The 25,042-nt window shown below is 71.8% G+C and carries 16 protein-coding genes and 1 other RNA gene; 9 read left to right on the forward strand and 8 right to left on the reverse strand.

The genetic code is table 11. From position 1 onward, the window contains the following. The first annotated feature begins 438 nt into the window (after positions 1-438). The 6 genes from AAEP86_RS14320 (at position 439) to AAEP86_RS14345 (ending at position 9,800) form a co-directional block, all read left to right on the forward strand. Positions 439-3,135 carry a LuxR C-terminal-related transcriptional regulator gene (locus AAEP86_RS14320; RefSeq protein WP_420367981.1) on the forward strand — a complete coding sequence of 899 codons (2,697 nt, stop codon included), beginning with the start codon at positions 439-441 and terminating at the stop codon, positions 3,133-3,135. Between the two features lie 429 nt (positions 3,136-3,564). Further along, positions 3,565-5,379 carry a glutamine--fructose-6-phosphate transaminase (isomerizing) gene (gene glmS, locus AAEP86_RS14325; RefSeq protein WP_420367982.1) on the forward strand — a complete coding sequence of 605 codons (1,815 nt, stop codon included), beginning with the start codon at positions 3,565-3,567 and terminating at the stop codon, positions 5,377-5,379. Between the two features lie 159 nt (positions 5,380-5,538). Continuing rightward, positions 5,539-6,252 (forward strand): M50 family metallopeptidase, encoded by a 714-nt coding sequence (locus tag AAEP86_RS14330; RefSeq protein WP_420367983.1) that lies wholly within the window; start codon positions 5,539-5,541, stop codon positions 6,250-6,252. Positions 6,253-6,385: 133 nt separating this feature from the next. After that, positions 6,386-6,919, forward strand: coding sequence for an NUDIX domain-containing protein (locus AAEP86_RS14335; protein ID WP_420367984.1), 534 nt, complete (start codon positions 6,386-6,388; stop codon positions 6,917-6,919). Positions 6,920-7,059: 140 nt separating this feature from the next. Continuing rightward, positions 7,060-8,490: an O-acetylhomoserine aminocarboxypropyltransferase/cysteine synthase family protein gene (locus tag AAEP86_RS14340; RefSeq protein WP_420367985.1), complete on the forward strand. Its 1,431-nt coding sequence runs from the start codon at positions 7,060-7,062 to the stop codon at positions 8,488-8,490. 2 nt (positions 8,491-8,492) lie between these two features. After that, positions 8,493-9,800, forward strand: a complete 1,308-nt coding sequence (locus AAEP86_RS14345; RefSeq protein ID WP_420367986.1) for an LLM class flavin-dependent oxidoreductase — start codon at positions 8,493-8,495, stop codon at positions 9,798-9,800. Between the two features lie 145 nt (positions 9,801-9,945). On the opposite strand, the gene AAEP86_RS14350 is transcribed toward AAEP86_RS14345, so the two are convergent. The 8 genes from AAEP86_RS14350 to AAEP86_RS14385 form a co-directional block, all read right to left on the reverse strand. Continuing rightward, complete coding sequence (locus AAEP86_RS14350) at positions 9,946-11,610, reverse strand: APC family permease (RefSeq protein WP_420367987.1); 1,665 nt, start codon at positions 11,608-11,610, stop codon at positions 9,946-9,948. Between the two features lie 127 nt (positions 11,611-11,737). Further along, positions 11,738-12,559, reverse strand: a complete 822-nt coding sequence (locus AAEP86_RS14355) for a hypothetical protein (RefSeq protein WP_420367988.1) — start codon at positions 12,557-12,559, stop codon at positions 11,738-11,740. Positions 12,560-12,725: 166 nt separating this feature from the next. Further along, positions 12,726-13,103: a transfer-messenger RNA gene (gene ssrA, locus AAEP86_RS14360) on the reverse strand. Positions 13,104-13,219: 116 nt separating this feature from the next. Further along, on the reverse strand, positions 13,220-13,696 hold the full coding sequence (gene smpB, locus AAEP86_RS14365; RefSeq protein WP_111238678.1) for an SsrA-binding protein SmpB: 477 nt from the start codon (positions 13,694-13,696) through the stop codon (positions 13,220-13,222). A 114-nt stretch (positions 13,697-13,810) separates the two neighbouring features. Then, positions 13,811-14,725, reverse strand: coding sequence for a permease-like cell division protein FtsX (gene ftsX, locus AAEP86_RS14370; protein ID WP_420367989.1), 915 nt, complete (start codon positions 14,723-14,725; stop codon positions 13,811-13,813). Continuing rightward, positions 14,722-15,480 carry a cell division ATP-binding protein FtsE gene (ftsE, locus tag AAEP86_RS14375; protein ID WP_420367990.1) on the reverse strand — a complete coding sequence of 253 codons (759 nt, stop codon included), beginning with the start codon at positions 15,478-15,480 and terminating at the stop codon, positions 14,722-14,724. The genes ftsX and ftsE overlap by 4 nt, the downstream gene beginning before the upstream one ends. Before the next feature lie 70 nt (positions 15,481-15,550). Then, positions 15,551-16,660 (reverse strand): peptide chain release factor 2, encoded by a 1,110-nt coding sequence (prfB, locus tag AAEP86_RS14380; protein WP_420367991.1) that lies wholly within the window; start codon positions 16,658-16,660, stop codon positions 15,551-15,553. An 11-nt stretch (positions 16,661-16,671) separates the two neighbouring features. Further along, positions 16,672-17,835, reverse strand: a complete 1,164-nt coding sequence (locus tag AAEP86_RS14385; protein ID WP_420367992.1) for a cysteine desulfurase family protein — start codon at positions 17,833-17,835, stop codon at positions 16,672-16,674. 60 nt (positions 17,836-17,895) lie between these two features. Here AAEP86_RS14385 and AAEP86_RS14390 point away from each other — a divergent pair, with 60 nt between their 5' ends. The 3 genes from AAEP86_RS14390 (at position 17,896) to glgB (ending at position 24,865) form a co-directional block, all read left to right on the forward strand. After that, positions 17,896-19,974, forward strand: a complete 2,079-nt coding sequence (locus tag AAEP86_RS14390; protein WP_420367993.1) for a glycogen debranching protein — start codon at positions 17,896-17,898, stop codon at positions 19,972-19,974. Positions 19,975-20,126: 152 nt separating this feature from the next. Next, positions 20,127-22,127 (forward strand): maltotransferase domain-containing protein, encoded by a 2,001-nt coding sequence (locus tag AAEP86_RS14395; protein WP_420367994.1) that lies wholly within the window; start codon positions 20,127-20,129, stop codon positions 22,125-22,127. Beyond that, positions 22,124-24,865, forward strand: a complete 2,742-nt coding sequence (glgB, locus tag AAEP86_RS14400; protein WP_420367995.1) for a 1,4-alpha-glucan branching protein GlgB — start codon at positions 22,124-22,126, stop codon at positions 24,863-24,865. The genes AAEP86_RS14395 and glgB overlap by 4 nt, the downstream gene beginning before the upstream one ends. Positions 24,866-25,042: the final 177 nt, after the last annotated feature.

Raw genomic sequence — 25,042 nt, forward strand, 5'->3', positions numbered from 1 at the left:
CCCCGTTCCAGCGGACGGGACCCTGGCTGCCGTTAGTGGATCGACCCGGACGGGGGGTGGGTGGCCCCCCAGACTGGGGGCACCCGGGGTGCACATCGGATTGCGGAGACCGGCCATCCGACGCAGAACCTGAGTTATCGTGCTCGCAGGCGACAGGTCAGACGCCGACCCGGATTCCCTAGATCCGGATCGGATGCCGGACCGGTCGTGCTTCGTCCGAAGACCCTAACCCGAGGGGTGATACAGACGATGACTTCATCGTTCCCGAGCGGAACCGAGTGCACCCTCACTCGTCGTCCGCATTCCGCAACCGAATCCGACCGTCCCGGCGCGCGTACCCTCGCCGCCTCTCGTCCGGCCCTGCGCGTGCCCAACGGCCGCGCCTCCGTCCGGCTCTCTTCCTCCGCATCCGCTTCCGGGCCCGGAGGCCGGTGAGTCATGGGACTCACCGGTCGCCGTCTCGAGGTCGACCGGATCGCGACCCTCGCCGTACTCCCTCGGGAGTCCGCGATGGTCGTCGTCGGCGACCCTGGTTCCGGACGCAGTAGCGTCCTCGACGCGGTCTCGGACCGCGTCTCCCTCCCCGTCGTCCGCGTCGGCGTGAACGGGAGCGAATCGCACTGGCCACTGGCCGGCGTCGCGTCGCTCTTCACCGCGCTCGACGACCCCAGGGCGACGGCCCACATCGCGCACCTCCTCCAGGGGAACGCGCCCGTCGACCGGCAGACGCCCGGACTCGCCGCGGCGCACGACTTCCTGGACGCGGTGCATGCCCTCACCCTGCCGCCGACGCTCGTGCTCATCGACGACCTGGACCGCATGGACGTGGAGAGCCAGGAGCTCATCGCGTTCCTGGCGAGCCGGCTCGCCGGCACGGCGCTCCGCGTCGTCGCCACGGTCCGCACGGTCCCGTCGAACGGACCGCTCGCGGCCCTGCCGATGCTGCGGATCGAACCGCTGCCCGCGGACGAGGCACTCGTGCTCGCCCGTGCCATGGCTCCGGCCGAGGCGAACGACGGCGTCCTCGCCGTCCTCGCCGAGGAGACCGGTGGCAACCCCGGTGCGCTGCGCGAGCAGCTCGCCGTGCTCAGCCGCGCGCAGCTGAACGGCTCCGAGCCGCTCGTGCTGCCGCTCCGCCCCACGCCGACCACCGAGGCCATCGCGGCCCTGGCGCTCGGCACCGTCGCGGGACGCGATCTGGACGTCCTCGCACGACTGGCACTCGTCCCCGTGGCGAGGACCGCTGGGTGGGACCGGGACGAGCTCGACGACCTGGCGAACGCCGGGCTCACCACGGTGAAGGGGCAGACCGTCTCGGTCCGCGACCCCCTCGTCCGCTCGGCCCTGTACTGGCGGATGCCGGCACGGGACCGTCGCGCGGCACACACGGAGCTGGCCGCGGCGAGCGCCGAGACCGACCCGCGTGCCGCGGCGTGGCACCGCAGTTTCGTCGACGACGTCCCCGACGTGGTCGCCCTGCTGGTGGCGGCCCGCTCCTACGTGACGGACGGCAACGCCCAGGCGGCGGTCGTCCTCACCGAGCGTGCGCTGCACGTCGGCGGCGGCACCGAGGACGAGCACGGTGCGCTCCTCGGCGTGGCCGAGGCGCTGCTGGCGAACCGTCTGCTCGGCTTCGCCGCGCGGTACCTCGCCGCGATCCGCCCGTTCCGCGGGCTGGCCGACGAGACCCGGCGGCTGCGCCTGCAGTACTCCGTGCAGTACCTCAGCGGCGACGCCGTGCACGCGGACGAACTCCTCGTGCCGGTCGACCCGGCGGACGCCGCGGAGGCCGACGCCTTCGCGGGGCTGCTCGCGATGGTCGCGTCGTTCCGCGCCGAGGCGTGGGAGCTCGACCAGGCGAAGGACCTGCTGGCCCGCGCCGAGCCGCTCAAGCGGTCCGCGTCGCCGCACACGACGGAGATCACGGAGACGGCCCGCGAGCTCGTCGCCGCCGTCGACGGGTCGTTGCCGGCCGACGCGGAACTGCACGACGGGTTGTCCACCGCGACGCTCGTCGGCATGTCCGACCCGGCGCTGCTGCTCCTCGCCCACGCGCTGAGCATCGCCGAGCGCTACCGCAGCGCGCGCCGCGTCTTCGCCCTCGTCCTCGCACGGGGACCGCAGGCGCAGCCGGTGTGGAGCGAGGCGGCACGGTACCTGTCCGCCGAGAACGAGGTGCGCTCCGGGAACTTCCGGCAGGCGCTCCGCGCGATCGACGTGTGGGAGGCCGGTTCGTCCGTCGTCGAGCGGCTCCGCGAGCCGTCCCGCGCGATCGCGATCGCGTGGCGGCACTTCGCCGAGGGACGTTCCGTCGAGGCGCTCGAGGTCGTCGACCGGTGCCTCGCGCAGCGGTCCACGAGTCGGCTGTGGGGTGCGACCGCCAAGCTGCACGCCCTCCGTGGTCGTGTGCTGCTGCTGGACGGTCGTCTGCAGGAGGCCGCCGCCGCCCTCGAGGCCGCCGACGCCATCGGTCGGTCGCTGCGGAACCCGGCGGTGCTCCGGCACCTCGGCGACCTGGTGGAGGCGTACACGCGCCTCGACCGGATCGACGACGCCCGGACGGTGGCCGCCCGGCTCGCCGCGGACCACCACGCTCGTCCGTCCCGCTGGGGCGCGCTCGTGCTGGCCCGGAGCCTGGCGCTCGTCGCCGACGACACCACCCGGGACACGGCCCGACGCCGTGCCCTGGAGCTGTTCCAGCCGCACGACTCGCAGTTCGAGCGGGCGCGCACCTTCGCGGCGCTCGCCGCCGTCGGCAGCGCGACCGAGCGTCCGCGTCTCGGCGCGGCCGCAGCGGCGGCGTACGAGGCAGCGGGGCTCCGCCGCCCGCTCGCCACGCCGGTCGCCGCCGCGGCGATGCCGTCCTTCGGCCTGCAGTCGTCGCTGCGCTCCGGTCCGGTGCTGTCCGCGTCGATGCCGGGCACGCCCCGGAGCGCGCCGGACGCCGGCGCGGTGCTCACCTCGCTCACCGCGGAGGAACGAGCCGTGGTGCAGAAGGTGACGGAGGGGTACCGCAACCGCGAGATCGCGTCCTCGCTGTTCATGTCGCAGCGGACGGTGGAGCTGCGGCTGACGCAGATCTACCGGAAGGTGGGAGCGCGGTCGCGTTCGCACCTGGTCGCGCTCCTCACGTGATCTGAGGGCGACTCCACGACGGACGGGAGGCACGGTGCCAGCTGGCAACGTGCCTCCCGTCCGTTGCGTGGACCGGCTTGCGGGAGTCCGCAGCACCCGCACCGCGTCGCCGACCGCACGCGGGGAACCGCAAGAGCGGCCGACGCCCGTTGCCGTACCGGCCGGGCCGGGCGAGGCTTCTCCTGCACCGACCGCCGTTCCCCTCACGAGGGGACAGCCCGTGGTACCCCGTCCGGTACCCGACCCGTCGGCCGCGGACGCCGGCGTCCGTCCTCGCCTGATCCGAGGACGGGCGACGGCCCGCAGCCGGCGGACCCGGACGCACGGCAGACCCGACGGCGGTCGGTGCCGCACCACTCCCCCCGCTCCGGAGCCCGCACCCCCACTGCCCTCCAGCCCGCTGCTCCTCCCCACCCGAAGGGACACCCGATGTGCGGCATCATCGCGGCCCGCGTCACCGACGACGCGACGCCCTACCTGCTCGACGGACTCGAACGACTCGAGTACCGCGGCTACGACTCCGCCGGGGTGGCGGTCAGGACCGCCACGGGCGGGACCGAGACGGTCCGCTCCGTGTCCCGCGTCGGCGACCTCCGCACGCTCGTCGCCGCGCGGTCCGGGGCAGCCCTCACCGGCACCGGCATCGGGCACACCCGCTGGGCCACGCACGGCACCGTCCGCGAGGCGAACGCGCACCCGCACGCCGACTGCTCGCGGCGGATCAGCATCGTGCACAACGGCATCGTCGAGAACGCCGACCGCCTGCGCGCGAACCTCGAGCGGCAGGGCCACGTGTTCGCGTCCGACGTCGACTCCGAAGTGATCGCGCACCTCGTCGAGCGCGCCCTCGCCGTCGACCCCGACCTCATGCTCGCCGTGCAGATCGCGACCGCGCAGCTCGAGGGCTCGTGGGCGATCGTCGTGCTCGACGCCCGGGACGGCCGCATGGTCGCCGCCGCCGACCGCTCCCCGCTCGTGGTGGCGCGGTCCGCCCACGGGGACTTCGTCGCGAGCGACGTCGGTGCGATCGCCGCGTGGTGCGAGACGTTCGTCCCGCTCCGCGACGGTGACGTCGTCGAGCTCGGCGAGGCGTGGACCTGGTCCTCCGCGGGCGTCACCGTGCCGGTCCCGTTCCCGACGGCCGCGCCCTTCGCCGCCGCGGCGCTCGACCTCGGTGACCACCCCGACCACATGGCGAAGGAGATCTCCGAGCAGCCCGCCGTCGTCTCCGCGATCCTCGACCGGGTCGCGCGGCGGACGGCGGACGGCAGCGCGTGGATCGGTCTCGGGCTGCCCGGGTTCCACCGTCTCGCGATCGTCGCGTGCGGCAGCTCGCTGAACGCCGGACAGGTGATCGCCACGGCGCTCCGCGGGATCGGCGGGGTCCCGACGGACATCGTCGTCGCCAGCGAGGCCGACCAGGCGGTGCTCGGTCCCGGGACGCTCGTGGTCGCCATCAGCCAGTCCGGCGAGACCGCCGACGTCCTGCGGGCGCTCGACCGCCTCGAGGACCGGCACCCGGTGCTCGCGCTGACGAACTCCGTGCACTCCTCCCTCGCACGTCGCGCCGACGCGGTGCTGGACTGCCACGCGGGGCCCGAGGTCGGCGTCGCGGCCACGAAGACCTTCACCGCGCAGGTCGTCGTCGGGGTCGCCACGGTGATCTCCGCCCTGGTGGCCTCCGGGCGGATCGATCCCGCACGGGCGTCCGCCCTGGTCGCCGAGCTGACCGACCTGCCCGCCCGGTTGGAGCACGCCGCGACGATCGCCGCCGACCGCATCCCGCTCCTGGTGTCCAGCCTGCGGGACGCGTCCGGGTTCCTCTTCCTCGGCCGCGGGGCCGGCCTGCCGTACGCCGCGGAGGGCGCCCTGAAGCTCAAGGAGCTCAGCTACCGCTGGGCCGAGGCGTACCCGGCAGGGGAGCTCAAGCACGGTCCGCTCGCACTCGTCGACGAGGGCACCCCCGTCGTCGTGGTCGACCACGGCGAACCCCGGCTGCAGGCGAACATCGCCGAGGCGCGCGCCCGTGGCGGGTTCGTCATCACCATCGGCGGCGCCGGGTCGGACATCCCGGCGCTCGGCCGTCGCGCTGCGGGCGACCTCGCCTGGGGGCGCTCGACCGCTCCCTGGGGGCCGCTCGAGGCCGTCGTGCCGCTCCAGATGCTCGCCCGCGAACTCGCGCTGCAGCTGGGCTGCGACGTCGACAAGCCGAGGAACCTCGCGAAGTCGGTGACGGTCGAATAGCCAGGCACATCCGCATGAACCGCACGACGGCGTTCCTCGCCGTCCTCACCGCGCTCGCCATCGTCGCGACGGTCGTCGTGATCGTCTGGGCGCTGGTGCCGTCGCTGGTCCGCTGAGCCGACTCGGCAACCTCCTGGGCGGGGCTGCGATCCTGGTCCCTTGACCACCGCAGCCCCATCCCTCGTCTTCGTCGCACTCCTCGTCGGCGCCGTCCTGCCCGCCGTGCCGGTCGTCGGCCGCGTCGCGCGCATCGCCGCCACCATCGCGCACGAGGTCGGCCACGCCGTCGTCGTCGTGCCGTTCGGCGGACGCATCCGACGCATCGAACTGCACCCGGACGGTTCCGGCGAGGCCTGGGTGCAGCTCGGCGGGGTCCCCGGCGGCATCCGGTGGCTCGTGCGGATCCTCAACCTGTACGCCGGGTACAGCGCACCGCTCTGGGCGGGTGTCCTCCTGGTCACCGGTGTCCTGCACGGGTCGCGGTGGCTGCCGGTCGTGGTGCTCGGGGTCGTGGGGCTGGTCGCCCTGGCGTTCGTCCGGAACTGGTTCGGCCTGCTCGTCGTGGTCGGGTTCGACGCGCTCGCGCTGTGGGTCGCCCTGCGGCCCTCCGAGGTCACCGTGCTCGTCGTCGCCGCCGTCGGCGCGTTCTTCGTCGTCGACGGGCTCCGGTCGGTGGTGCAGGTCGCGCGGTGGTTGCTGACCGGCGCCCGCGTGCAGACGGACTTCCACATCGCGGCCGCCGAGATGCGGGTGCCGGCCGGGGTGTGGTTCGTGCTGTTCGTGGTGGTGAACGCCGTGGCGGTGTGGCTCGCGCGTGGCCCGCTCCTCGAGGTGTGGGCGACGGTGGCCGCGGGCGTGCGGGCGCTGTTCTGACGGGCGGCGGGCGGTGCTTGCGCACCCGGAGCCCGCGCATCGATCGACGGCCCACGCGTCGATCTACCAGTGGAACATCGGAACATGCACACGCACGGACGCCCGCGAACCGGCGCCCTGCGATGATGGCCTCGTGCTCCTCGACGACGTGACCACCGCCCTCGCCACGACCACCGCGCAGCACAGCACGGAGTTCTCCCGGTTCGTCCGGGACCACGAGGACGCCGCGCTCCGTCGCGACGGCGGCCCCGAGCACCTCACGGCCTCGTGCTTCGTCCTCTCGCCGGACCTCCGGCAGGTCTTGCTGTGCCTGCACCGGAAGGGTCGCTTCTGGGTGCAGTTCGGCGGCCACCTCGAGCGCGAGGACCGGACGCTCGCCGAGGCCGCCCGCCGCGAGGCCCGCGAGGAGTCCGGAATCGCGGACCTGGAACTCCTCCGCGACGAGCTGGTGGACCTCGACCGCCACGACCTGCACGGCGGGTTCTCGTGCGCGGCGCACTGGGACGTCGGCTTCGTCGCGATCGCCGACCCCGCGACGGCGACCACCGTCAGCGACGAGAGCGACGACGTCCGCTGGTTCGCCGTCGACGCCCTGCCCGACGGGACGGCGTCGGGACTGCGCCGCCGGCTGGCATCGGTGCTGGCGTCGGTCCCGCACCGCGACTGACCGGGCGAGCCGGCCGGTCGGCCGGCCAGGAGCCGACCAGGACGGCGGCCGTCAGTCGCCTCCGCGTAACGGGACGCCGCAATCGGCTGTCCACGCGACGAAGCCTGCGAGAGTACCGGCACGACGACAGGAGGCAGCCCGTGACCGACGACCAGCACGGTTTCGCGACCGACCAGGTGCACGGCGGGTTCGAACCCGATGCCGGCCACGGTGCACGGGTCCCGGCGATCCACATGTCGTCGGGCTTCCTGTTCGAGGACTTCGACCAGGCGCGGGACCGCTTCGCCGGTACGGACGACGGGTACACCTACACCCGGCTCGGCAACCCGACCAACGCCGACGTCGAGCGACGCGTGGCGCTGCTCGAGCGCGGCGTCGAGGCGATCCTCGTGGGCAGCGGACAGGCCGCGGTGACGACGGCGTTCCTCGGGGTGCTCCAGGCGGGCGACCACGTCGTCAGCGCCCGGAGCATCTACGAGGGCACCCGCGGCCTGCTCGTGCAGAACCTCGGCCGTCTCGGCATCGAGGTCGACTTCGTCGCCGACCAGCGCGACCTCGACGCGTGGGCGCGGGCGGTGCGGCCGAACACGAAGGCGTTCTTCGCCGAGACGATCCCGAACCCGAAGAACGACGTCCTCGACATCGCCGGCGTGGCGAACACCGCGCACCGTGCGGGGGTCCCGCTCATCGTCGACAACACCCTGGCGACGCCGTACCTCGTCCGACCGGTGGAGCACGGCGCGGACATCGTCGTGCACTCCGCCTCGAAGTTCCTGTCCGGCCACGGTGCAGGGCTCGGCGGCGTGGTCGTCGACGGCGGGACGTTCGACTGGTCGGTGTCGCCGGAGCGGTGGACGCACCTCACCAGCCCGGAGCGCTCCCTCAGCGGCCAGAGCTACGTCGAGCGTCACGGCAACCGGGCGTTCGTCGTCTTCGCCCGGGACGTCGTCGCCTCCCGCATGGGGCCGACCCCGTCCCCGTTCAACGCCTTCCTGCTCCGGCAGGGCATCGAGACCCTCAGCCTCCGGGTGGAACGGCACAGCGCGAACGCGCTGGCCGTCGCGCGGTGGCTGGAGCAGCAGCCGGAGGTGACGAGCGTCGACCACGCGGGCCTCGCCTCCAGTCCGTACCACGACCTGGCCCAGCGCTACCTGCCGCGCGGAGCCGGCTCCGTCTTCGCGTTCACCCTCGCCGGTGGCGAGGCCGCGGCGCGCACGGTCATCGACACGGTCGAGCTGTTCAGCCGGATGACGCACCTGGGCGACGTCCGGTCGCTGATCCTGCACCCGGCCACGACGACGCACGCCGGGCGCACGCCGACCGAGCGCGCCGAGGCGGGCATCGACGACGGGTTGGTCCGGCTGTCCGTCGGCATCGAGGACGTGGCGGACCTCATCCGCGACCTGGAGCGGGGCTTCACCGCGTTGCGGACGGGCACCGCGGCCGGCGCGGACACCGCGCCCGGTGGGAACACCGCGGCCGGCGTGGACACCGCGCTCGGTGCGGACACCGTACTCGGTGGGGACACCGCGATCGGACCGACCGGCGCGATCGTCACCGAGGCGGCCTGAGCGTGGCGGACCTGCAGCACTTCGGCTACTTCTTCTCGCGCGGGTTCGGCCCGCAGGCATGGGGCCGTGCGGACTGGGACTGGGGACACGACTGGACCAAGCCGGACCTGTACCAGCAGTCCGTCCGGGCGCTCGAGCAGGCCGGGATGGACCTCGTCATCGCCGAGGACGCGATCTCGCTCGGCAACCCGTCCACCCTCGACCTACGGATCCGGCAGGCCTACGGCGGCCCGAAGCACGACCCGCTGCTCCTGGCGCCGTACCTGTTCGCCGCGACCTCGCACATCGGGATCGCGCCGACCGTGAACGCCGGCATGACGCCGCCGTACCTGGCGGCGCGGCAGTTCGCCACGCTGGCGCACCTGTCGTCGGGACGCCTCGGCATCAACGTCGTCACCGACACCGGGAGCGCCCGGCACGCGGGGCTGGCGCCGCTGCCGCACGACCGGGCCTACGACCGGGCCGAGGAGTGGATCGGGCTGCTGCGCCGGCTCTGGCGGTCCTGGGGTGACACCGGCTACGTCGGGGACCCCTCGGACTGGCACTTCGCCGACGGGGACGCGCTCGACGCGTTCCACCACGAGGGCGAGCACTTCACCGTCGACGGGCCCCTGAACGCCCTGCCGCTCGACTCCGACCCGGTCGTGGTCTCCCCCGGTGGGTCGGGACGGGGCCTGGCCTTCGCCGGGACGCACTCGGACGTGCAGCTCGCCCTCGCGCCGCTGTCGGCATCCGCCGTGCGCGACTACCGCGCGCGGGTCGTCGCGGCGGCGGAGGAGGCCGGTCGGTCCGCGGCGGACCTCCGCGTCCTGTTCGTGCTGAAGCCGGAGGTGGTCGCCTCCGCCGAGGAGGCGGACCGCATCGTGTCGGCGTCCCGGCACCCGTCGGACGCCGACCTGCGGGCCGCGGCGGTCGCCTGGTCGAGCGACTCCGAGACGGACCTGCTCGCGCTCGACCTGGACGCTCCGATCCCGGCCGGGACCTTCGGCGACCAGGTCTCGGCGGGGACGATCCGTGGCCTCGTCGGGGACACGCCCGACGCGCCGCTCCGGACGCTCCTGGAGCGCAAGGCGCGGAAGGGGCGCGTGTCCACCCGGGAGGGCTTCGTCGGCACCGCGGACGAGCTCGCGGACTTCGTCGAGGAGCTCGGGGCGGACGCCGACAACGACGGGATCATCTTCTCGGGCGACCTGCACCCGGCCCAGGTGTACCGGATGTTCGGCGACCTCGTGCCGGTGCTCCGACGCCGTGGGCTCCTCCGGCGGGAGTACGGCGCCGGGGGCATCCGGGCGAACCTCTTCGACTTCTGACCCGCCCTCGCGGGCGCTCCTCCGTGAACGCGACGGATCGCTGTCCGCGGTCCGCCACGGCGCGTTGCGCTCGTGCCCCGCACGGACGGGAGGCGCGGTGCCAGCTGGCACCGCGCCTCCCGTCCGCGGTCACGCGGGCCGACCCTCAGTGTCGGACCGGCTCGACGACACCGGACTCCTCGACGTCGCGGACGTCCTCCGCCGTGCGCAGGATCTCGTCGCGGTCCGACGCCGAGTTGATCGCCCAGTAGTAGACGATCAACGAGAACACCGCGACCACGACGATGTCGATCCACAGCGGGAACACCGGCCGGGTGAGCGGGCCGAAGTCGCTGAGGAAGACGATGAGCCCCATGCCGACGAGGTACGGCAGCAGCCACTGGGCCGCCTTCCAGTCCCAGCGCGGGAGCACGCTCGTCTTCCCGCGGAACACGTTGTTCAGCACGATGACGACGGCGCCGATCAGGATGGCGACGCCGAGCTTCCAGTCGGTGTCCCACCCCGTCCACAGGATGATGAGGTTCGCGACGATGAACGCGATCGGCGACAGGACCGCGGCGGCGGGCATCCGGTACGGGCGCTCGACCTCCGGGATGCGCTTCCGGAACGCGCCGAGGGCCAGCGGAGCCCCCGCGTACATGAGGACGGACGCGCTCGTGATGAGGCTGACGAGCCCCTGCCACGACGGGAACGGCGCGAAGCACGCGCAGCCGACGACGAAGGCGACGATGAGGCCGACCCACGGTACGCCCTGCTTGGTCGTCCACTCGAACGCCTTCGGGAAGTAGCCGTTGCGGCTCAGGCCGTACGAGATGCGGGAGGTCGCCGTCACGTAGATCAGCCCCGTGCCGGCGGGCGAGATGATCGCGTCGATGAAGATGATCACGGCGAGCCAGGTGAGGCCGGCCGCCATCGCGATGTCCGCGAAAGGTCCCGTGTACTTGGTGAAGTCCGCGGTCGCCCACGAGCCCTGGATCGCGTCCGAGCGCAGCACGCCGAGGAACACGACCTGCAGCAGCAGGTAGATGACCAGGCCGATGAGCACCGACCCGATGACCGCGCGCGGGATGTCGCGCTTCGGGTTCTTCGCCTCGCCGGCGAGCTGGTCGGCCTGCTCGAACCCGAGGAAGGCGAAGATGATGCCGGACGTCGACACGGCTGCGAGGACACCCTTCGCGCCCTGCGGCATGAAGCCGTCCGCCGCGGTGAAGTTCGAGCCGTGGAACCCGCTGAACGCGAGCACGATGATCACGAGCAGGGGGATGGCGACCTTCCACCACGTCGCCGCGGAGTTCGTGTTCGCCAGGATCTTCACGCTCAGCAGGTTGATCACCGTGACGACCGCCATGAGCACCACGGCCACGAGGATGCCGGCGCCGGTGAGGAGCTGCTGGGTCTCACCGTCGACCGTCGTCGTGTGCAGCCACGGGTGCGCGAACTGCCAGTGCTGCGCGTACTTGATCATCGCCTCGACCTCGATCGGCGCGACGGTCACGGACTGCAACCACGAGAACCAGCCGAACGACGCGCCGGCGATCCCGCCGAAGGCGATGTGCGGGAACCGGGCCGTGCCCCCGGCGATCGGGAACATGCCCCCGAGCTCCGCGTGCACGAGGGCGAGGACGAGGATCGCCACGCCGCCGATCAGCCACGAGATGATCGCGGACGGGCCGGCGGTCTTCAGCGCTTCCTGCGAACCGAAGAGCCAGCCGGAGCCGATGATCGACCCCGTCGAGGCCCAGATGAGCCCGATGAAGCCGACGTTGCGCTTCAGGCCAGAGTCCGGCAGCGCCTGTGTCGTTGTAGCCACTGTTGCTCCTGTCGAGTGAGCGCGGCCCCGCGAACGGGGGCCGCGCTCAACGACTCTGGCACTGTGACAGCAAGTTGGTCGGATTGTTTAACACAATGGAAACAATGGTGCTGTACAAGCACTCAGGCTACTGCTTCTTCGACTTCTTCCCGCCGTGCTTCTTGTCCTTCTCGGCCTTGCCGGCCTTCTTGGCCTTCTTGGCCTTCTTGTCCTTCTTGTCCTTCTTGTCCTTCTTGGACTTGTCGTCCTTCCCGGACTTCTCGGCCTTGACCTGCTTCCCGGACACCTTGGCCTTCTTGGCCTCCCCGTCCTTCGTGCGGTCCTCGCTCGTCGCGGGCTCCGGCGACCCGATGCCGTCCACGGGCTCCACCACCACCGCGCTACCGGTGTCGGCGAGCACGTCGACCGCCTGCTCGTCCACCACGGGGGCCAGGGCGTCCTCCACCCGCTCGACGACGAGCTCCGCGCCGTCCTCCGCCAGGCGCAGCAGGGCCTGTGCCGCACGGAGGCGCGTGGTCGACCGCCGCGCCAGCACATCGGCCCGCGCACCCTCCAGGAACGACCGGAGCGACCGTTCGACGACGGAGCGACCGCGCGGCGCGGAACGGTCGAGTCGGTCGAGCTCGCCGGCGATCCCCGCGACGTCGTCCGCGACGCGTTCGTGCCGGACGGACTCGACGAGGGCGGCGACCGCGGCCCCGGCGCGCTCGACCGCGGCGCTCCGCTGGTCGAGCACGACGAGCATCTCGAACGTCGACCCGTACGAGAGGGTCTCGAGCCGGACGGGTTCCGCGCCACGACCGCGCACGACGAGCTTCGCGTCGGGGGTGGGCAGCCAGGCGATCACCGCGGCGACGGTCGCGACCGACCCGACGATCCGCTCGTACTCGGCGAGCCCCACTCGCTCCTGCTCTCGCAGACGGACACGGATCGCGATCTCCTGCACCACGTGCGGACCTCTCGTTCGGGGCGCTGGCCGGTCCCGCGCCTGACCCGGAGCGTAGTCCCCGGACATGGCGCGACGACGAACGCCCCGTCACCGCGGTGAGGCGGCGACGGGGCGTTCGGTCGGCGTGTCCGGCAACGGACGTGACAGCGGCTCGACGGCCGACGAATGGTGGAGATGGGGGGAATCGAACCCCCGTCCATCGCTGCAATTCGACGTCTTCTACGGGCGTATCCGGATGATTCGTTCTGCTCGGCCCCGTCCTTTGCTACCGGCTTCTAGGACGACGGGCCCAGTCTCAGTGCAAGTCCCGCACGGCCCTGAGGCGCAACCGTGCAGCAAGTCCTCTGGATGACGCCGGAACTCAGGTTAGAAGACGATCACCTGGCCGACGGACTTCATGTGCTGGGCTGCTTACGCAGCGAGAGCGAAGTCAGTGCGCTTGGAATTGGCACTTGTTGTTTTCCACGGATCGTTCACGAGATGACCGTGGGTCCTCGGCCCGCTTCCCGTCGGCACACAGGCAATGTCGAAACCGATCATCCCCATGCGGGCCGGACGTGCGAGCCGCTGTCACGCTGTTGAGTTGCGAACGCTCCGGGAGGAGCAGTCCCCCAGTCTAGTCACCCGAGGACCCCGGTGTCAGCACCGTTCGCCCTCGGCTCACTCGCCGAGTCGGTTGCGGGAGCGCATGGCCCGCTCGGCCTCGCGCTTGTCCGTCTTCTCGCGCAGCGCCTGGCGCTTGTCGAACTCGCGCTTGCCCTTCGCCACCGCGATCTCGACCTTGGCGCGGCCGTCGTGGAAGTAGATCTGCAACGGGACGAGTGTGTACCCGCCCTGCGCCGTCTTGTGCGAGATCTTGACGATCTGCTGCTTGTGCAGGAGCAGCTTTCGCTTCCGCCGCGGCGCGTGGTTGTTCCACGTGCCCTCGGTGTACTCCGGGATGTGGACGGCGTCGAGCCAGGCCTCACCGGCGTCGATGAAGGCGTACCCGTCGACGAGCGACGCGCGGCCTTCGCGGAGGGACTTCACCTCGGTACCCGAGAGGACCATGCCCGCCTCGTAGGTGTCCTCGATCAGGTAGTCGTGACGCGCGCGACGGTTCGTCGCCACGATCTTCTCGCCGCGTTCCTTCGCCATGCGTGTCTCCTCCCGTGCCCGGTGCTGGTCGTCCCGGCGCTGCTGCCAGCCCTACAGACTAGCCAACGCACGAGGGGCGGCGCACCTTCCCGGCGCGCCGCCCCTCGTCTCGCGTCAGACCCGGAGGTACCGGCGGATCGCGATGAGCGCCGACAGCGCCGCGAGGACGATCCCGATGACGATCACCGCCGGGACCACGACGGCCGCGTCGCCCATGCCGATGAACGCCGTGCCGGAGAACCGCTGCGCCAGGTAGTTCCGGACGAAGAACCAGACCACCGCCACGATCGCGCCACCCGCGAGGACCGCCCCGATGGCCGCGGCGATCACCCCCTCGAGCACGAACGGTGTCTGGATGAAGCGGTTCGACGCCCCGACGAGGCGCATGATGCCGAGCTCCCGCCGTCGACTGAAGGCGGACAACCGGATCGTGGTGGCGATGAGCAGCACGGCCGCGATGAGCATCAGCGACGCGATCCCGATCGCCGTGTACGACGAGGCGTTGAGCAGGTTGAAGATCGGTTGCAGGTAGCCGCGCTGGTCGACCACGCTCTGCACGCCCGCCACCTTCGACAGGCTCTCGACGAGGACGTCGGCCTGCGACGGGTTCTTCAGGTTCACCCAGAACGTCTCGTTGAGGTACTCCGGCTTGACGAACTCCGTGGCCGGCGAGTCCTTGAACTGCTGCTTGAAGCGGTCGTACGCCTGGTCCTGGTCCTCGTAGTACGTCTTCTCGATGTACGGCTTGAGGGTGGACGAGTCGAGCTGCTGCTGGACCTGCTTGCGCTGGTCGTCGGTGGCCTTCGCCCCCGTGCAGTTGCCGGTCGTGTCGGTGTCGGTGCAGAGGTAGACCGCCACCTGGGCACGGTCGTACCAGTACCCCTTCATCTGGTTGATCTGCATCTGGAGCAGGATCGCGGTGCCCACGAAGGTGAGCGAGATGAAGGTAACCAGGACGACGGACACGACCATCGACGCGTTGCGACGCAGGCCCGAGGCGACCTCGGACATGACGAGTCCGAGCCTCATCGGATGATCCCCGGGATGGTCTGGATGCCGGTGGTGTTCGAGACGGCCGACCCGCGCTGGATCGGGACCGCCTGGGTCTGGTAGCCGCCGGACTGCTCGTCGCGCAGGATGGTGCCGTTCGAGAGCTCGATGACGCGACGCTGCATCTGGTTGACGATGCTGGCGTCGTGGGTCGCCATGAGCACGGTGGTGCCTCCCTGGTTGATGCGTTCGAGGAGCGCCATGATGCCGGCCGAGGTCGTCGGGTCGAGGTTGCCGGTGGGCTCGTCGGCGAGGAGGATCGCCGGCTTGTTCACCACCGCGCGGGCGATCGCCACGCGCTGCTGCTCACCGCCCGAGAGCTCGTGCGGCATGCGGGTCGCCTTGCCGGCGAGACCCACGAGCTTGAGCACGTCGGTGACGGCCTCGCTGATGAACCCCTTGCTCTTGCCGATCACCTGGAGCGAGAACGCCACGTTGTCGAACACGTTCTTGTTCGGCAGGAGCCGGAAGTCCTGGAAGACGACGCCGAGGTTGCGGCGGAAGTACGGGACCTTGCGCGAGGACAGGGAACCGAGGCGCTGGCCGAGCACGTGGATCTGCCCCCGCGACGGCTTCTCCTCCTTCAGCACGAGGCGGAGGAAGCTGGACTTGCCGGACCCGGACGCACCCACGAGGAAGACGAACTCCCCCTTGAGGATCTCGAGGGAGATGGCGTCGAGGGCAGGACTCGGGTTGCCCGAGTAGACCTTGGTGACCTGGTCGAATTTGATCATGACCGGATCAGGGTAGGTCGCCGTCCCCGGAAATCAACCGAGGCGCGCGGCTCGACTCGGCCGCGACGCCTCAGGACTCGACGGATTGCTTGCGCCAGCGGATGCCGGCGTTGATGAACCCGTCCAGGTCGCCGTCGAACACGGCTGAGGGGTTGTTCACCTCGTGCTCGCTCCGGAGGTCCTTGACCATCTGGTACGGCGCGAGGACGTACGACCGGATCTGGTCGCCCCAGCTCGCCGTGATGTTGCCGGCGAGCTCCTTCTTCTTCGCGTTCTCCTCTTCCTTCTTCAGGAGCAGGAGTCGCGACTGCAGCACGCGCATGGCGGCGGCACGGTTCTGGATCTGCGACTTCTCGTTCTGCATCGAGACCACGGTGCCGGTCGGGATGTGGGTCAGGCGCACGGCGGAGTCCGTCGTGTTGACCGACTGGCCGCCGGGGCCGGACGACCGGAACACGTCGACGCGGATGTCGTTCTCGGGGATGTCGATGACGGCGGTCTCCGGCATGAGCGGGATGACCTCGACCGCGGCGAAGGACGTCTGGCGCTTGCCCGCGGCGCCGAACGGCGACATCCGGACGAGACGGTGGGTGCCGGCCTCGACCGACAGGGTGCCGAACGCGTGCGGCGAGTCGACCTCGAACGTGGCGGACTTGATGCCGGCCTCTTCCGCGTAGGACGTGTCCATCACCGTGGTCTTGTAGCCGTGCTGCTCGGCGTACCGGAGGTACATGCGCATGAGCATCTCGGCGAAGTCGGCGGCGTCAACGCCACCGGCGCCGGCGCGGATCGTGATCACCGCGGGGCGGTCGTCGTACTCGCCGTCGAGGAGCGTCTGCACCTCGAGGTCGCCCATGGTCTTCTGGATCGCCTTGAGCTCGGCGAGCGCCTCGTCGGCGGATTCCTGGTCGTCGGCCTCGTTGGCCATCTCGACGAGGACCTCGAGGTCGTCGATGCGCTGCTCGGTGTCGGTGATCTTCTTCAGCTCCGCCTGCCGGTGCGACAGCGCGCTCGTCACCTGCTGCGCGTGCTCGACGTCGTCCCAGAGGTCCTGCGCACCCGCCTGCTCGCTGAGGTCGGCGATCTCGCGCTGCAGCCGGTCGACGTCGACCACCGAGCGGATGTTCCCGAAGGTCTCGCGGAGGGCGGAGATCTGCTCGTTGATGTCCAGTTCGACCATGGTCCCCGATCCTACCGACCGAGGAGCGGCTCCCGTGACGCCATCCCCGCCGCACCGGCCCGCGCCACCGCGTCCGGGAGCGCCGCGAGGAACGCGTCGACGTCCGCCTCGGTCGTGGTGTGGCCGAGCGTGATCCGGAGCGCCCCGCGGGCGTCCTGTTCGGAGAGCCCCATCGCGAGGAGCACGTGCGACGCCTCGGGCACGCCCGCCTGGCACGCCGACCCGGTCGACACCGCGACCCCGGCCGCGTCGAGCAGGAAGAGCAGCGAGTCGCCCTCGCACCCGGGGAACGTGAAGTGCGCGTTGCCGGGCAGCCGGTCCACCGGGTCGCCCATCAGCACGGCGGTGGGGACCGCCGCACGGACACCGGCGACGAGTCGGTCCCTGAGCCCGCGGACGTCCGCGTGCGGCATCGAGGCGGCGACGCCGAAGGCCGCGGCGGCGGGGGCGTCCTGCGTCCCGCTCCGCACCTGTCGCTGCTGGCCGCCGCCGTGGATGAGCGGCTCGACCGTGGCCCGGCGACCGAGCACGAGCGCGCCGATGCCGACCGGACCGCCGACCTTGTGCGCGGACACGCTGAGCGCGTCGAGCCCGGAGGCGGCGAAGGACACCGGCACCTGGCCGTACGCGGCGACGGCGTCGCTGTGCACGGGCACGCCGGCGGCGTGCGCCAGCTCGACGATCCGCGTCACCGGCTGGATGGTGCCCACCTCGTTGTTCGCCCACAGGAACGTCACCAGGGCGACGTCCGAGGCGTCGGCGAGGCGCGCCTCCAGAGCGGCGAGGTCGACGCGTCCCTGCGCGTCCAACGGGACCACGTCGACGACCGCGCCCTCGTGCCGTTCGAGCCACTCGACGGTGTCGACGGTCGCGTGGTGCTCCCCGGCCGGCACCACGATGCGTGGCCGCGGCCGGTCCTGCTGCCGCGCCCAGAACAGGCCCTTCACGGCCAGGTTGATGCTCTCGGTGCCGCCGGAGGTGAAGACGACCTCGACCGGGTCCGCGTCGAGCGACGCGGCGACCGCCGCGCGACCGTCCTCGAGCAGCATCTTCGCCTGCTGCCCGGCGCTGTGGATCGACGACGGGTTGCCGACGGTGCCGAGCGCGGCCGTGAACGCGGCGAGCGCCTCCGGCAGGATCGGCGTCGTCGCGGCGTGGTCGAGGTAGACCGTCACACTGCACCCCTCTGGTCGAGCGTTCCAAGGATACGCGCGGGTCCTCGTACCCTGGTGCTCATGCACGAGACCGCGATCGACCGCACCCCGGGGTTCGTCCTCGGCGACGGCACCGCACGGTTCACGGTGCGGTCCGCCACCGCCACCGCCGTCGTGCTGGTCCTGGAGGCGCGCCCCGCCCCCGATGCCGACCCCGCGTCCGCCGGGCAGCCGACCCGGTACCCGCTCGAGCGGGTGGCCGACTCCGACCTGTGGGTCGCCGAGACGCCGGGCGTCCGCCCCGGGGACCGGTACCACCTGCTCGTCGACGGCCCGGCCGGACCGCGACACGACTTCGACCCGGCGCGGCCGCTGCTCGACCCCGCGGCACGGGGGATCGTGCCCGCCGACGGCGGTGACGGCCCGCGCGCCCCGCGGTGGACGAGCGTCGTCGTCGACGAGGCCTTCGACTGGGGCGGTGTCGGCAAGCCGCGCGTGCCGCTCGACCGGGCCGTCGTGTACGAGGCGAACGTGCGGACCCTGACCTCCGCGAACCCGCACCTGCCGGAACCCCTGCGGGGCACGTACGCCGGCATCGCACACGAGAGCACCATCGCGCACCTGCGCCGACTGGGCGTGACGACGCTCGAGCTGCTGCCCGTGCACGCCTTCGACACCGAGCGCTGGCTGCGCGAGGCCGGCCGCGAGAACGCCTGGGGGTACAACACGCTCGGGTTCTCCGCGCCGCACGCCGCGTACGCCTCGCCCGAGGCACAGGCCGCCGGCGCGTCCGCCGTGCTCCGCGAGTTCAAGGGCATGGTGCGACTCCTGCACGAGGCCGGCATCCAGGTCGTCCTCGACGTCGTCTACAACCACACCGCCGAGGAGGGACCGGGCGGCCCGACCACCTCCCTCCGTGGGATCGACGGTGCGAACCGGTACCGCTGGTCGCCGGAGGACACCTCCTACGACACCACCGGGTGCGGGAACACCCTGGACACCTCGGTCGAGGCGACCGCCGACCTGATCGTCGACAGCCTCGTGTACTGGGCCCGCGACGTGCAGGTCGACGGCTTCCGCTTCGACCTGATGGCCGCCCTCGCCCGCGACGCCGGCCACGCCTTCGACCCGGCGCACCCGCTGCTCGACCGGATCCGGAACCACCCGGACCTGCAGGACACGCTCGTCGTCGCCGAGCCGTGGGACGTCGGACCCGACGGGTGGAGGACCGGTTCCTTCGGCGACCGGACGAGCGAGTGGAACGACGGCTTCCGCAACACCGTGCGGCAGTTCTGGCTGACGGACATCGCCGACGAGCGCCGCACCGGGTCCCCCGCCACGGGCATCGGCGCCCTCGCCGGCGCACTCACCGGCTCCCGCGAGGTCTTCGGCACGGCCCGCGGACCGCTCGCGAGCATCAACTTCGTCACCGCCCACGACGGCTTCACCCTGCTGGACCTGGTGTCGTACGACGGCAAGCACAACGAGGCGAACGGCGAGGACAACCGCGACGGGTCGAACGACAACCGGTCGTTCAACCACGGCATCGAGGGCGACACCGCCGACCGCGGCGTCCGCGCCGCCCGCGGGCGCTCGATGCGGAACCTGCTCGGCACGCTGATGCTGTCGGCCGGCGTCCCGATGATCACCGCCGGCGACGAACGCAGCCGCACCCAGCACGGCAACAACAACGCCTACGTGGTGTCGGAGGACCTCACGCCGGTCGACTGGTCCGACCACGAGGACGCCGAGGCGATGACGGAGACGATCGGCGCCCTCGCCCGGCTGCGGGCGGCGCACCCGGCGCTCCGGCCGACGCGCTTCGGGGTCGAGGGGCAGGAGACCCCCGGCGCGTCACGGATGACCTGGTACGGCCCGGACGGCAACCCGATGACGCTCGAGGGGTGGGACCAGCCCGTCCACCGGGCGCTGCAGTACTTCGCCGAGTCGACCTCGGACGGCGAACCCGCCGACCGGGTGCTCGTCGTGGTGCACGGCAGCGGCCGCACGCGCGACCTCACGCTGCCGGTGCGCGACGACGTCGCCGGGTACCGGCTGGCCTGGTCGAGCGAGAAGCACCGGGACCACGCGCGGCTGCGGCCGGCCGGACAGGTGTTCACGGCGTACGGCCCGGGGATCCACGTCTTCGAGATCGCGTAGGGCGGCGGCGCTGGTCGCGTCGGACAGGAGGCGCGGGGCGGCGCCGCCACGCGCCTCCCGTCCGTCCCTCCACACCGTCACGGCACGCCCGGCCGTCCACAGGGCACGCATTCCGGGGAACGTGGAGGCGCTCGCCGGGTAGCGTCGGCTCCGTGGCCATCGCAGACCGACCCCGCCGACCGAAGATCGGGCGCATCCCGATCACCGAGCTCACCCCGACGACACCGAACGGATTCCCCGGCAAGGCGTTCGACGGCGAGGTGATCACGTTCGGTGCGACCGTCTTCCGCGAAGGGCACGGCATCATCGGCGCCGACCTCGTCATCGAGCGACCCGACGGCGGCACCCGCACCGTCCCCATGGTCCTCGTCGCCGCCGGCACCGACCGGTACGAGGCGACCGTCCAGGTCGACCACGTCGGCGTCTGGACGTGGCACGTCGAGTCGTACTCCGACGACTGGGCGACGTGGCTGCACGCCGCACGCCTGAAGATCGCGGCCGGCGTCGACACCGAGGCGACGCTGCTCGACGGCGCGCTGTTGCTTGACCGGCTCGCCACCGAGACCGACTCCCCCGCGGCCGTCCGCGCCGCCGAACGCGTGCGCGACACCGACCTCGAGCCCGCCGACCGGCTCGCTGCCGTCGACGACCCCCGCATCACCGGCGAGGTCGAGGACGCCCCGCTCACGTCCCTCCGTACCCACTCCCCGACCCAGCTACTCGACGTCGAGCGCACCCGCGCGGGCGTCGGTGCCTGGTACGAGTTCTTCCCCCGCAGTGAAGGCGCGAAGAAGAACGCCGACGGCTCGTGGAAGAGCGGTGACTTCCGCACCGCCGCGCGTCGGCTCCCCGGGGTCGCCCGGATGGGCTTCGACGTGGTCTACCTGCCGCCGATCCACCCGATCGGCACGACGGCTCGCAAGGGGCCGAACAACACGCTGACCCCGGGCCCGCACGACCCGGGCAGCCCCTGGGCCATCGGCGGGCCGGAGGGCGGGCACGACGCGATCCACCCCGACCTCGGCACCGAGGACGACTTCCGCGACTTCGTCGAGACGGCGAAGAACACCGGCATGGAAGTGGCGCTCGACTTCGCGCTGCAGTGCTCCCCCGACCACCCATGGGTCACCGCGCACCCGGAGTGGTTCACGGTGCGGGCCGACGGCTCCATCGCCACCGCCGAGAACCCGCCGAAGCGCTACCAGGACATCTACCCGATCCAGTTCGACTCCGACCCGGAGGGGATCGTCACCGAGGTCCTCCGCGTCCTGCGGCACTGGATCGCCTTCGGCATCCGCATCTTCCGCGTCGACAACCCGCACACGAAGCCGCTCTGGTTCTGGGAGCGCGTCATCCGCGAGGTCCGCGACGAACACCCGGACACGGTGTTCCTCGCCGAGGCGTTCACCCGTCCCGCGATGATGCGTGCCCTGGCCGAGGTCGGGTTCCAGCAGTCGTACTCGTACTTCACGTGGCGCAACTCGAAGGACGAGATCGCGGACTACTTCACCGAGCTGTCCCACGAGACGAGCGCGTACCTGCGGCCGAACCTCTTCGTGAACACCCCGGACATCCTCACCGAGTACCTGCAGTTCGGCGGTCGCGCCGGCTACAAGATCCGCGCTGCCCTGGCCGCGACGGGCGCTCCGACGTGGGGCATGTACTCGGGCTACGAGCTCTACGAGGACGTCGCGCGTCCGGGCTCCGAGGAGAACATCGACAACGAGAAGTACGAGTACAAGCCGCGCGACTTCGCCCTGGCCGAGGCCGAGGGTGCGAGCCTCGCGCCGTACGTCACGATGCTCAACCGGTTCCGGCAGGCGCACCCCGCGCTCCGGCAACTCCGGAACCTGCACGTGCACGACGCCGAGGACCCGGCGATCGTCGTCTACTCGAAGCACCTGCCCGGCCGGTTCATCCGGTCGGGGCGCGACGACACCGTGATCGTCGTCGCCAACGTCGACCCCCACTCGGCCCGTGAGACCACGGTCCACCTCGACCTGGCCGCCCTCGGTCTCGACCCGGAGCAGGCGTTCGACGTCCGCGACGTCGTGACCGGTCAGCGCTGGGTCTGGGGATCGTCGAACTACGTCCGCCTGGACGCGTTCCAGGAACCCGTGCACCTGCTCGTCGTGGAGGGACCCCGCCGATGACCGACACCCACCCCGAGGACGACGCCCCGAAGGCCGCGCCGACGAAGCGTGGCCAGGGCCCCAGCGTCCCGCCGGTCCAGCCGCCGCCCCCGCCCGTGCTCCCGCGTCGGATGCCGGCGGACACCCCTCGACCGACCCACCCGGCGCAGCACGTCGCACCGGAGGGCTCCGCGCCGCAGGTCCCCGCGCCGAAGGCCGCGACCCCGCGGTACGAGCCGCTCGTGTCCGGCCCCGGGGAGGACCTGCCCGGCGCTCCCCCGGCGCACCGCGAGGCACCGGACCGTGACGTCCACGAGTCCGCGACGCTCGCCGGGCACGCGTCCGACGCCGAGCACCCGCGGCACATCGCGGTCGAAGCCGTGCCCGCTCCCGCGGCTGACCGGCCCGTGGCCGAGCAGGCCGAACTGGCTGCGCAGGCCGAGCCGGCCGCGCAGGCCGAGCAGGCCCGACCTGCCACGCCGGCCGAGACCGGCCCCGGCGACGGCGCCGACGCGCCCACGAGCGAAGGCGGGAGCCCACTCGCCCCGACCGACCCCACCGGGGCGTCCGCAGCCTCGGCGCCCGGCCCGCGCCCCGCTCCGGTCGAGGAGTGGCTCCGCCAGCAGATCGCCGAGGCCCGCTGGTCGCAGCCGCACGACGTCCTCGGCCCGCACCCCGTCGACGGCGGGACGAGCGTCCGCGTCGTCCGGCACCTCGCCACCGCGGTCCGCATCGTCCGGCCCGACGGCGACGACGTCGAACTGACCCACGAGGGCGACGGCCTCTGGGCCGGTGCGACCGCCGGCGAGCTCGGCCGGTACCGTGTCGAGGCCGACTACGACCAGGACCCGTCCAGCGACAGCGACGACACCACCTGGACGACCGACGACGCCTACCGCTTCGCGCCGACGATCGGCGAGCTCGACCTGCACCTCTTCGGTGAAGGCCGTGACGAGCAGCTCTGGCACCACCTCGGCGCGCACGTGACCACGGTCGACGGCGTCGACGGCGTCGCGTTCACCGTCTGGGCGCCCCGTGCGACCGCGGTCCGCGTCATCGGCGACTTCGAGGGCTGGGAGGGCCGGACCACCGCGATGCGCCGGCTCAACGACCTCGGCGTGTGGGAGCTGTTCTGGCCCGGCGCGATGGTCGGCCAGCGCTACAAGTTCCAGATCCTCACCGACTCCGGCTGGGTCGAGCGGGCGGACCCCTTCGCCCGACGCGCCGAGGTCCCCCCGCTCACCGCCTCCGTGATCACCCGGTCGGACTACACGTGGTCCGACGGGGACGCACAGTGGATGGAGCACCGGGCCCGCACCACGACGCACGACCGCCCGATGAGCGTCTACGAGGTCCACCTCGGCTCCTGGCGGCCGGGCCTGTCGTACCGCGAGGCCGCCGACCAGCTCATCGGCCACGTGCAGTACCTCGGGTTCACGCACGTCGAGTTCCTCCCGCTCGCGGAGCACCCGTTCGGCGGCTCGTGGGGCTACCAGGTCACCGGGTACTACTCCCCGACCTCGCGCTTCGGCACGCCCGACGACCTCCGGTACCTCATCGACCGGCTGCACTCGGCCGGCATCGGCGTGATCATGGACTGGGTCCCCGGCCACTTCCCGAAGGACGAGTGGGCGCTCGGCAAGTTCGACGGCTACGCGCTGTTCGAGCACCCCGACCCGCGCCGCGGCGAGCAGCTCGACTGGGGCACCTACGTGTTCGACTTCGGTCAGCCGCAGGTCCGCAACTTCCTCGTCGCGAACGCCCTGTACTGGCTCGAGGAGTTCCACATCGACGGGCTCCGGGTCGACGCCGTCGCCTCGATGCTCTACCTCGACTACTCCCGGACCGAGTGGTTGCCGAACATCCACGGCGGACGCGAGAACCTCGAGGCGATCTCCTTCCTGCAGGAGACCAACGCGACCGCGTACAAGCGCTACCCGGGGATCGTCATGATCGCCGAGGAGAGCACCTCGTGGCCGGGTGTCACGCAGCCGACCAGCGCCGGTGGCCTGGGCTTCGGCCAGAAGTGGAACATGGGCTGGATGCACGACACCCTGCAGTACGTCGAGCGCGAGCCGGTGTACCGCAGCTACCACCACGACGAGATCACGTTCTCGTTCGTGTACGCGTTCAGCGAGCAGTTCACGCTGCCCATCAGCCACGACGAGGTCGTGCACGGCAAGGGGTCGCTCTACGGCAAGATGCCCGGCGACGAATGGCAGAAGCGCGCGAACGTCCGCGCCTACCTGGCGTTCATGTGGGCACACCCCGGCAAGCAACTGCTCTTCATGGGGCAGGAGTTCGCCCAGCCCTCCGAGTGGTCCGAGGCCCGCGGTCTCGACTGGTGGCTCCTCGACGACCCTGGTCACCGTGGCGTGCAGGACCTCGTCGCATCGCTCAACCGGGTGTACCGCGAGACCCCCGCACTGTGGACGCACGACGCCACCGCCGAGGGGTTCGAGTGGATCGAGGGCGGCGACGCTCCGCACTCGACCCTCGGGTTCCTGCGGAAGGACGGCGACGACCGCCTCGCGGTGTTCGTCAACTTCTCCGGTGTACCGGTCGAGCGGCGCTTCGGCCTGCCGTCCGCGGGGGCGTGGCACGAGGTGCTGAACACCGACGCCGCGGAGTACGGCGGTTCCGGCGTGGGCAACTTCGGTGTCGTCACGGCCGACGACACCCCGTGGGCGGGGCGACCCGCCTCGGCGCACGTGGTGGTCCCGCCGCTCGGGTCCGTCTGGCTGAAGCTGGCCCGCTAGGCCGGGCTGCGTCCTCGACGCGGCCGACGACGAACGGGAGGCGCGGTGCCGGCTGGCACCGCGCCTCCCGTTCGTCGTGTGGTCACCTCCCCAGCCGACGCGTGCGTGCGTGCACGGCTCAGGAACCACGGAACCGACGTGGAACCGGGGCTGGACCCTGGTTCCACGTCGGTTCCG

Source organism: Curtobacterium sp. L1-20 (genome assembly GCF_048755855.1).
Lineage (GTDB): Bacteria > Actinomycetota > Actinomycetes > Actinomycetales > Microbacteriaceae > Curtobacterium.